Annotated in this window: 8 protein-coding genes; 4 read left to right on the forward strand and 4 right to left on the reverse strand. The window is 43.3% G+C overall.

Features of this window, described 5'->3' with window-relative positions:
• Positions 1-2: 2 nt before the first annotated feature.
• Genes ACO1D1_RS10610 through ACO1D1_RS10625 form a run of 4 tightly spaced genes read left to right on the forward strand, consistent with a single transcriptional unit; the run spans position 3 to position 3,317 of the window.
• A complete protein-coding gene (locus tag ACO1D1_RS10610; protein WP_149871424.1) occupies positions 3-857 on the forward strand; it encodes an ABC transporter permease in 855 nt (284 codons plus the stop codon).
• Positions 858-874: 17 nt separating this feature from the next.
• On the forward strand, positions 875-1,867 hold the full coding sequence (locus ACO1D1_RS10615) for an ABC transporter ATP-binding protein (RefSeq protein ID WP_149871423.1): 993 nt from the start codon (positions 875-877) through the stop codon (positions 1,865-1,867).
• Complete coding sequence (locus ACO1D1_RS10620) at positions 1,860-2,840, forward strand: oligopeptide/dipeptide ABC transporter ATP-binding protein (RefSeq protein WP_317845670.1); 981 nt, start codon at positions 1,860-1,862, stop codon at positions 2,838-2,840. Before ACO1D1_RS10615 ends, ACO1D1_RS10620 begins: the two co-directional genes overlap by 8 nt.
• A 12-nt stretch (positions 2,841-2,852) precedes the next feature.
• Positions 2,853-3,317 (forward strand): hypothetical protein, encoded by a 465-nt coding sequence (locus ACO1D1_RS10625; protein WP_149871422.1) that lies wholly within the window; start codon positions 2,853-2,855, stop codon positions 3,315-3,317.
• 63 nt (positions 3,318-3,380) lie between these two features.
• Here the strand turns inward: ACO1D1_RS10625 and ACO1D1_RS10630 are convergent, their stop codons facing one another.
• The 4 genes from ACO1D1_RS10630 to ACO1D1_RS10645 form a co-directional block, all read right to left on the reverse strand.
• Positions 3,381-4,592, reverse strand: a complete 1,212-nt coding sequence (locus tag ACO1D1_RS10630; protein WP_149871421.1) for an MFS transporter — start codon at positions 4,590-4,592, stop codon at positions 3,381-3,383.
• 16 nt (positions 4,593-4,608) lie between these two features.
• Positions 4,609-5,022 carry a MarR family winged helix-turn-helix transcriptional regulator gene (locus ACO1D1_RS10635; protein ID WP_149871420.1) on the reverse strand — a complete coding sequence of 138 codons (414 nt, stop codon included), beginning with the start codon at positions 5,020-5,022 and terminating at the stop codon, positions 4,609-4,611.
• Between the two features lie 174 nt (positions 5,023-5,196).
• Entirely contained in the window at positions 5,197-8,646 is a 3,450-nt protein-coding gene (gene metH, locus ACO1D1_RS10640; RefSeq protein ID WP_149871419.1) for a methionine synthase, read from the reverse strand.
• Positions 8,624-10,129 carry a bifunctional homocysteine S-methyltransferase/methylenetetrahydrofolate reductase gene (locus ACO1D1_RS10645; RefSeq protein WP_423335908.1) on the reverse strand — a complete coding sequence of 502 codons (1,506 nt, stop codon included), beginning with the start codon at positions 10,127-10,129 and terminating at the stop codon, positions 8,624-8,626. The genes metH and ACO1D1_RS10645 overlap by 23 nt, the downstream gene beginning before the upstream one ends.
• Between the last annotated feature and the right edge of the window lie 99 nt (positions 10,130-10,228).

A 10,228-nucleotide genomic window follows, 5' to 3' on the forward strand; every position in this document is an offset into this window, starting at 1 on the left:
AATTGGCTGGTAAAAAAAATAGAAGAATCGAGCAGTTAAAAAAAGAAGTCAAACGTAATAAACCGGCCGCGATTGCCCTCATTTTTCTTGTGTTTATTATGTTGGTATCGATATTCGCCTTTTTGTCACCATATCCGCCGGATCAGGTAAATGTCATGAATGCCCTCGATAGGCCAAATGCAAAGCATTGGTTTGGGACAGATGAACTTGGCAGAGATTATCTCACACGTGCCTTATATGGAGGACGGATTTCCCTGGCGGTAGGAATTTTAGCCATGCTGATTTCGACGTGTATTGGTGTGATAGTGGGAACGATTAGCGGTTATTTTGGAGGGAAGGTTGACAATTTTTTAATGAGAATGGTTGACGTCATTTCCTCGATCCCGTGGATGATTCTTGTAACGGTTGTCAGTATTTATCTTACCCCCGGTTTAAAGGCTATTGTACTGGTTATCGGACTTTTTACATGGATGAGTACGGCCAGATTAGTTCGGGCCGAAACACTATCAATTAAGGAAAGAGAATATGTATTATATGCGAAATCCTCGGGACAATCGTTGAAAAAAGTCATCTTGAAGCACGTGATTCCAGCCGTTTTTCCAACGTTCATTGTGGCTTCAACTGTCAGTATTGCCAATGCAATTTTAATGGAATCAGCACTAAGCTTTCTTGGGCTGGGGATTCAGCAGCCGTTGTCCTCCTGGGGAAGTATGCTGCAGACGGCCCAAGGAAATTTAGGGAACGCCCCATACATGGCGATCCTGCCTGGACTTCTCATCGCTCTAACAGTGTATTCCTTTAATAAACTTGGTGACCTGTTAAGAGCTGTAATTGAACCGAAAACGAGCGGGAGATAAAAGGGGGTTATATTGAAATGGAAAACAAAAAAATTTTACTCGATGTAAAAAACCTCCATACGAGTTTTTATAATGACAAGGTAAAAACGGAAGTGATCCGCGGAATTGATTTTGCCGTTCAAAAAGGGGAAATCCTGGGGATTGTCGGTGAATCAGGAAGCGGAAAAAGTGTTATGGTGAAATCGATTCTTGGAATTGTTCCGAGTAATGCAAAAGTGGAATCCGGAGAAATTATTTTGGACGGAAAACATATCGAACATCTATCCAAAAAGGAAAAGCGGGCCATCAGAGGCAAAGAAATCGCGATGATTTTTCAAGATCCAATGACTGCCCTTAACCCGTTAAAAAAAGCCGGTGACCACCTAGTAGATCTCTTAACAAGGATTAGAGGCATGAACAAGAAGGAAGCTAAGGCAGAAGCCGTTGAATTGCTTAGAATGGTAGGGATCCCCTCACCTGAAACAAGAGTGAATCAGTATCCGCATGAATTTAGCGGAGGGATGAGACAAAGGGTTTTGATTGCGATGGCACTGGCCTGCAACCCGAAGCTGTTAGTTGCAGATGAACCGACAACAGCCCTTGATGTGACCATTCAGGCGCAAATTCTTGAGTTATTGAAAAAACTGCAGCAGGAAAACGATATGTCTGTCGTTTTCATAACCCATGACCTCGGTGTGGTTGCGACGATTTGCAGCCGAATATTGGTCATGTACGCCGGAATGGTGATGGAAGAGGGATTAGTTCATGAAATCTTTTATTCGCCAAAGCATCCGTACACAAAGGCCTTACTAAATTCTATTCCAAGAGTAGACGGTGAAAAAACAAGATTAAAGCCAATAAAAGGTGCCGCTCCATCATTGCAGCAGCTGCATGCCGGGTGCCCATTCGCCGAACGTTGTGAAGTTGCAATGGATCATTGTTTTACAACGTTACCGGAGTACAAGAGCTTCTCAACAACGCAGAAAAGTAGATGCTTTTTAGCAGGGGAAGGAGTGATGCAGGGTGACTAAACAAAAACTCGTCGAAGTCAAAAATCTAAAAAAATACTTCCCAATAAAATCCACTATGTTTTCAAAAAATAAAGCAGCCGTTAAGGCGGTTGATGATGTGTCCTTTCATATATATAAAGGAGAAACATTTGGTCTAGTAGGGGAGTCTGGCTGCGGAAAATCGACACTTGGCAGGACACTGAATCGCTTGTATGAACCAACAGCTGGAGAGATTCTGTTTGATGGTAAAGACATCGCTAATTTAAATAACAAAGAACTACAGCCTTATCGAAAAAGAATGCAAATGATTTTCCAAGATCCTTATTCATCACTTAATCCGTATATGAATGTGGAAGAAATCATTGATGAACCTTTAGAAATCCATACACAGCTTGGAAAAAATGAAAGAACCGAAATCATTACAAATATCCTGGACAAGGTTGGTTTGAAAAAGGAAGATTTAGAAAAATTTCCTCACGAATTCAGCGGCGGTCAACGGCAGAGAATTGGCATCGCCAGAGCGCTATCCATTAATCCGGAATTTGTCCTTTGCGATGAAGCGATTTCTGCGCTTGATGTATCGATCCAGGCGCAAGTCATTAATATGTTAGAAGATTTACAAAGAGAAATGAACCTTACTTATTTATTCATTGCCCATGATTTATCAATGGTTCGTCATATTTCTAATCGGATCGGTGTTATGTATCTTGGACAAATGGTTGAAATCTCCAAGAGTGAAGAGTTATACGATAAACCGCTGCATCCTTATTCCCAAGCGCTGTTGTCTGCGATTCCTATTCCAGACCCGATCAAAGCACAAACGAGTAAACGCGATATTATCAGTGGAGAGCTTCCAAGTCCGATTGAGATGGATCAGGGCTGCCGTTTCAGGTCACGCTGCCCATTTGCTAAACCCATTTGCGCAGAAGCAGTTCCACAATTGAAGGAAGTGGATCGGGAGCATCTGGTCGCCTGCCATTTATTTGAAAGTTAGGGGAAGAATGAAATGGAAAAAGTAAAACTAGCATTAAATTATGCCCTCATGCTGGAAATGATGAAAGCAAAAGGTCATAATCAAGAGTCGATTGTTGCCCTTTTAGATGAAGGGAAAGACGAAACCCTAGAAAAAATCGGTGAAGGAATTCCAGATTGGAAAACGCTAGTGGACTTCTATCAGTCGGAAAAATCAAAAGTAGTTCAAGCATTGCAAGAGGGCTATGAAATTTCCTTTTTGACGAAAGGGGCTCTCAAGTCCTTATTGTCAATTAAGTTCAATATGAAGGAGGGCGTGGATTTCGTCGATACCGGAGTGTTTTTAGATTGTGTCAAGATGACAACAGAACATCTTCAAATCCTTCGTGATGTAATGGCAAAAAATTGGTCGATTGTTATGGTGGAAGAGGAACATGAACAAGAAATACATGTGGTGAAAATAGAACTCACGCATCAACCGAAATTCAATATACATTGATAAAGACAAAAGAACCATCATTCCTTTAGGGGAGTGATGGTTCTTTTGTTAGTATGATCGATTTTACATTTCTTGAACATTTGCCTGCTGCTGTTTTTCTACTTTTACGGAAGAATTCTGCTTCTTTGTATGAAGGAAGAAATAGAGAATTGCTCCGAATAAAATATAGAAGGAACAGAAGAAATATAAAGTACTATAATCCATTTTTACGGCAATGATTCCGACAAGGAAGGAACCTAGGGCAATGCCTGTATCATAGATGGATAAGAAGGTTGCTGTAGCTAACCCTCTTTTTCTAGGTTCAGCATCCTGAATGGCAATCGTTTGGAAGGTAGGAAAAAGCGTTCCCCATCCTAACCCGATCATGCCTGCAGCAAGGAGAAACGTGAAGGCACTGTTGCTTTGACTTAAAACTAACATACCGATGGCAAAAAGGACAATACACGGAAAGCTAATCACATTTGGTCCATATTGATCGAGCCATTTGCCTGTAAACGGTCTAGAAATTAATAACACAACCGCATAAACAACAAAGAACAGACTCGCTACATTTTCCAAATGGATTTCATTTGCATAGATCGATACGAAGGAAAGAAGTGCTGAATAGACAATAGCCATAAAGCTTCCCACAATTGCGATAGGAACAGCAGTAGCTTCGAAAAGACTTCGGAATGAAAAGGAGGAAGAAACCTTTACTGGAAGCTCCTCAGTTTTGTTAATCTTGACACTTAAGCCTGTAATCAATGCACCCATTGCGACAATGACACTTATGATGAACAATATTTTTGGACCCCACTGTTGGATTGCCAGCAAGCCGACAAATGGACCGATAACCATTGCCATGTTGGTTGACATGACAAAATAGCCCATTCCTTCACCCCGGCGCGCGGCGGGAATGATATCAGCAACGATGGTCCCTACAGCGGTAGTCGCCATTCCAAAGCCAATCCCGTGCAGCAAGCGGATAACAAGAAAACCACTGATTGTTGTTGGAAAAAAGTATAAGAGTGATGCGGCGGCAAAAAGGATTAGTGCTGTTAATAATACCTTTTTATGGCTTCCACGTTCAAGCCATTGCCCAGCAATCGGGCGTGAAACGATGGCAGAAAGCAAAAATACCGTAGTCATAAGTCCTGCCATAGAAGAACTGCTATGTAATTCGTCCATTGCGTACGATGGCAGTGTTACTAACAGAATATAAAAAGTTAAAAATAGAAAAAAGTTACTAAGAGAAACGCTGATAAAATCCTTCGTCCATAATTTCCCCTTATTCATGTAATGCACCTCTCTGTTATAAAATTTGCTGTAACCAGTTGCTTTGCAGTTTGAGAAGTTCTTCTTGTGAAACCTCTGGAAAGTTCTTTAACAATCCCCGATTCACTTCAGTCACTACACTTTCCCACCTTGGATATTCCTTTAATGCTTCTTCCGTTAATTGAACATGCTTTTCTCGTTTGTCTTGACCAGGAACTTGTGTTACATAGCCCTGTTTGACGAGTCGTTGAATCGTGCGAGTCATCGGCGGTGCTTCAACGAATAGATAATCACAAAGTTCCTTTTGCGTAAGTGACCCTTTTGTTTGGAGAACAAAAATAACGGCCCACTGGGCACTGTATAAACCTAATGGTTTTAAGGCTTCATTAAGCCTGTTGGTGAGCTGGCGTGAAAGCTGGTGAAGAGTATGGAATAATTCGTGGCTAATCATAATACACTCCATTTTTCGAAATTAGTTACCTAGGTAACTATAAGGGATATAGTGAAAATTGTCAAGGAATGTTCATAATTCAGCATTGAAATAATCATCTAGAAGAGTTGGAGGAAAAACGCAAAAAAATTCCGCGGAATCACTAGACACTTTCCGCGGAATTACCTAAAACTACTATCTTAATACATTAAAATACCGTGCTTCCGGATGGGCGAAGACAATCGCCGAGACGGATGCCTCTGGTTCCATCATACAGCCTTCTGTTAACTGAATGCCAATTTCCTCTGGCTGCAGGAGCTTGAACAGTTTCTTTTGATCCTCTAAATCAGGGCAGGCAGGGTAGCCAAACGAGAAACGCTGTCCTTGATATTTAGCGGCAAACCGATCCTGCATGGAAAAATCGAGCGGATCAGGGAAGCCCCAGCGGTCGCGCATCTGCCGGTGAATCAATTCGGCGAAGCCTTCAGCGGTCTCTAAAGCAAGTGACTGGAGCGCGTGGCATTCAAGAAAACGACCTTCTGCTTTCAATTGGTCGGCTTTTTCGCGAATGCCTTTTCCGGCAGTTACCGTAAAGAATCCAACGTAATCTTTCTCACCGCTGTCGACCGATTTAAGGAAGTCTGCTAAACAAAGATGCGGTGCGGACTCCTGCCGAGGGAAATCAAACGTTTCAATCACAACCTCCGGGTTTTCCGGGTCATAGATATAAACCTTGTTTCCATCAGATTGGGCCGGGAAAAATTGATATGCAGCGGCCGGGGTAATCCAATTATTCCGACTGGCATCTGCTAACAATTGGTCCACGACTTCTTTTACTTTTACTGCCTTTTCATCTCGCTCAGCAAGTAATTTTGCAATTTTTCCTTTCACACCCAGGTGGTGACCCAGCAGCATTTGCATATTGATATACGGTTCAATATGGGATAGGGAATAGGACCTCAATACATGTCTTTTCGTATCAAGCGGCGTAAAAACAGGCGCAGTAGTAGAAATGGCCGGCTTTACCTTAACAGCCACAGACCCGCTCGCCCGAATTGGTAATTCCCTTGGGATATCTAATGCTGCCAGCTTTTCAACCCGTTCGTCCAGAAGCCTTTGATGCTCATCTGGTGATTGCAGTTGATTGGCAAGTGATAAGCCATTCATCGCATCCTTCGCGTAAAGGACTAGCCCGTCATATTCTTTCGCAATTTTCCCATCCGTGAATTTTCGTGAAAGGGCAGCGCCGCCAACTAGGATCGGCAATGAGATACCCGCTTCTTTCATGTCTTGGGCGGTTAACACCATTTGCTGCGCGGATTTTACTAATAATCCGGAAAGCCCAACCATATCCGGCTGTTCCTCACGAATAGCCTTAATTAATTCGGCAGGTGTCACCTTAATTCCAAGGTCATGCACCTGGTAACCATTATTGCTTAGGATAATATCGACTAAATTTTTGCCAATGTCATGCACATCGCCTTTAACTGTTGCTAAAATAACTTTTCCTTTAGAGGCAGATACATCGCCTTTTTCCATGTGCGGCTCTAAATGTGATACCGCCGCTTTCATTACTTCCGCACTTTGAAGCACTTCGGCAACAATTAACTGGTTTTCATTAAAAAGCCGGCCGACTTCTTTCATTCCATCCATTAATGGACCGTTAATAATATCAAGCGGTGCCGGGTAGGCTTCAAGGGCAAGATCGAGGTCAGGAAGCAGGCCTTCTTTCGTCCCCTCAACCACATAATAGCCAAGCCGCTCTTCTAAGCTCATATTAGGAACAGTTACTTTCGCTTCTTTCTTTTTGCCACGATAAAATTCAGTAAAAGTTGCCAGTGTTTCATCGGTTGTGTCAAAAAGCAGGGCTTCTGCCAACTGAACTTCTTCTTTAGAAATTGAAGCAAAACGCTCCAATTTCTCCGTGTTGACAATCGCATAATCCAGCCCGGCCTGGGTACAGTGATAAAGGAAAACAGAGTTTAAAATTTCCCTGCCTACCGGAGGCAGCCCGAATGATACATTACTAATCCCCAGAATAGTTTGTACTCCTGGAAGATTTTCTTTAATGAGCTTAATCCCTTCGACCGTTGCTTTTGCAGAACCAATATATTGCTCATCCCCCGTGCCGACTGGAAAAACCAATGGATCAAAAATCAAATCCTGTGATTTAAGCTTATATTTATTTACCAGCAAGTCGTGGGACCGTTTGGCAATCTCCAGTTTCCGCTCTGCCGTCACACCCATTCCTACCTCGTCAATGGTACCAACGACGACTGCAGCACCATAGCGGTGGATTAATGGAACAACGGCTTCAAATCGCTCTTCACCATCTTCAAGATTGATTGAATTGATAATTGCCTTTCCTTGTGAGTATTTCAAAGCACGCTCAATGACTTTTTCATCGGTCGAATCAATCACAAGAGGAACTTTGATTTTCTTCACGACTTCTTTGATAAAATTCTCCATATCAACAAGCTCTTCACGGTCAGGGTCTGCTAGGCAAAGATCAATGACGTGTGCTCCGCCTTTAACCTGTGCACGGGCAATTTCTGCTGCCTCTTCAAATTTCCCCTCTGTTATTAACCGTTTGAATTTTCGAGAACCGATAACATTTGTTCTTTCGCCGACCATTATCGGCCGTAACGTTGGATCATCGTAAACGAAAGGATCGATACCTGAAACCATATGAACCGCCGCTGATTTCACTTCCCGCGGCTGATATTGTTTCATCGCTTCGGCAATTGCCTTAATATGTTCTGGAGTCGTACCGCAACAGCCGCCGACAATATTCAGCCAGCCGTGGGCGGCAAAATCGGACAGCTTTTTCGCGAGTGTCTCCGGTGTTTCATGATAGTGACCTTCTTCATCAGGAAGGCCGGCATTCGGATAACAGCTGACAGCAGTAGAAGCCAGCCCTGCAAGTGAGCGGATATGATCCTGCATGAATTCTGGGCCAGTGGCACAGTTCAAACCAACGGCAACTGGATTCATATGCTCAACAGAAATAAAGAACGATTCAATCGTCTGCCCGGCAAGTGTTGTCCCCATTGGTTCGATTGTTCCTGAAATAAATAACGGCAGTGTTTTGCCTGTTTTTTCAAAAGCGTTTTGAATTCCGACAAAGCCCGCTTTCACATTTAACATGTCTTGGCTCGTTTCTAGCAGGAGTAAATCAACTCCGCCGTCAATCAAGCCAATCGCTTGTTCTTCATATGAAGCTGAAAGGGCATCAAAGGTTGTTCCACCGGTGACACTTAATGTTTTCGTTGTCGGTCCCATTGCGCCTGCCACATAACGGGGCCAATCATCCGTGGAAACCTTCATGGCTTCTCTGACGGCAATCATCGCGGCAATTTTATTAATTTCATAGGCTTTATAGCCAAGCTGATATTCATCAAGGACAATGCTAGTAGCCCCAAAGGTATTAGTTTCAATGATGTCTGCACCGGCCTCTAAATATTCCCGGTGAATATCGGCGATAACAGCAGGAGCGGTTAAATTCAAATTTTCGTTACAGCCATCATACTGTTCGCCGCCAAAATCATCAGGCGTAAGCTCTGCCCGCTGTAGCATGGTACCCATTGCGCCATCCATTACGAGGATGCGACTTTTTAGTTGATCAGTAAACGGTGTTTTCGGCATAGCTGTTCCCCCTTAAGTATCTGGCACGTTTTTTCGTATATAGGGCCAGCTCAGTTGTTAGTTCATATCGTAAAAATGGTGTAATTAAATAAATCCCGTTAAATAAATCCATTGCTGCATCAATCAATGACTTGGTAATGTCAATTCCTTCCCTGGCAGCCTGAAGCGGGTTATCATTCAGACCTGCCATTCGCTCCCGGATGGAATCAGCAATTTTGATTCCTGGAACTTCATTGTGAAGAAACTCGGCATTCTTACTGCTGGTCAGCGGCATCAAGCCAATATAGATCGGTACATCTAAATGTTTCGTATGTTCATAGACTTCTAATAACTTTTCCTCGGAAAAAACGGGCTGCGAGATAAAGTAATCTGCACCATAGTGGATTTTCTTCTCAAGCCGTTTGACTGCTTTTTCAACTGAGCGAACATTCGGGTTAAAGGCAGCAGCAATACTAAAGGCTGTTTTTTGACCTAAATCCTTGCCGGAAAAAGAAAGACCTTCATTTAACTGTTTAATCATTTGAATTAATTCAAATGAAGAAACGTCGTAAACGGACGAGGCACCTGGAAAATCGCCGACACGGGCTGGATCGCCGGTAATGGCAAGGACGTCATTCAGCCCAAGTGTATGCAGCCCCATTAAGTGAGACTGCAAGCCAATAATATTGCGATCGCGGCAGGATAAATGAATGAGCGGCCTTACGTTCAATCGCTCTTTTATCAGGTAACCTAGAGATTCATTGGAAATCCTAACGGTCGCAAGTGAATTATCCGCAAGCGTGATTGAATCAATTCCGGCCTCTTTTAATGCTTTAGCCCCTTCGAAAAACTTGGTTGTATCAAGCTTTCGCGGCGGATCCAATTCTACAATCACCGACGGCCTTTCTTTCACGATTTCTTGCAGGGGAGAGAACTCCCTTTTAGCCGTAGAAGATTCGACCGCAATCTTCTTTGGTTTTAATTGTACTACCTTTTCTGTCACCGGAACACTATTCTTTAGTTCATCCGCAAAGGCTTTGATATGTGCCGGAGTGGTACCGCAGCAGCCGCCGAGAAGGCGTACCCCTTGATTGCGGAAGGCACGGGCAGATTGACGAAAATAATCGGCATCCCCTTCATAATGAAACTTCCCATCTGTATAGGTTGGCAGACTGGCATTTGGATAGGCAGATAAAAAGGCATGCTTCGGAAGTTCAATCTGCTCAAGGGCAACGAGCATATGATGCGGTCCAAGCCGGCAATTTAGACCAAGACAATCGGCTCCAAGACCCTCAAGCCTCGTTAAGGCCTCGTTGACTGGCAGTCGATTTTGCAAAATTTCCGGCTCTTGCAGAGAAACTTGTGCAACAATCGGCAGATTCGTTTCCTTTCTCGCAATTGTCAACACCGTTTCAAGCTCTTCTAAGTCGTAAAAGGTTTCCAGCAATAAGCCATCAACCCCTTCAAGCAATAAACAATATAATTGTTCACGGAAGCTGCGCACGAAAAACGCGAAAGCGTTTCACGATAAATGCGAAAACGCCTATCTAGGTTGTTGGGTTTTGGTTAATATCGGCTGGCATAACCGAACGAAGTACAGGAC

The organism is Neobacillus sp. 19 (assembly GCF_049463095.1).
Classification (GTDB): Bacteria; Bacillota; Bacilli; order Bacillales; family Cytobacillaceae; genus Neobacillus.

Bases quoted from the DNA above. Each gene is read 5' to 3' on its own strand.
- ACO1D1_RS10615 (WP_149871423.1), top strand. From the start codon at position 875: ATGGAAAACAAAAAAATTTTACTCGATGTAAAAAACCTCCATACGAGT.
- ACO1D1_RS10625 (WP_149871422.1), top strand. From the start codon at position 2,853: ATGGAAAAAGTAAAACTAGCATTAAATTATGCCCTCATGCTGGAAATG.
- ACO1D1_RS10630 (WP_149871421.1), bottom strand. From the start codon at position 4,592: ATGAATAAGGGGAAATTATGGACGAAGGATTTTATCAGCGTTTCTCTT.
- ACO1D1_RS10635 (WP_149871420.1), bottom strand. From the start codon at position 5,022: ATGATTAGCCACGAATTATTCCATACTCTTCACCAGCTTTCACGCCAG.
- metH (WP_149871419.1), bottom strand. From the start codon at position 8,646: ATGCCGAAAACACCGTTTACTGATCAACTAAAAAGTCGCATCCTCGTA.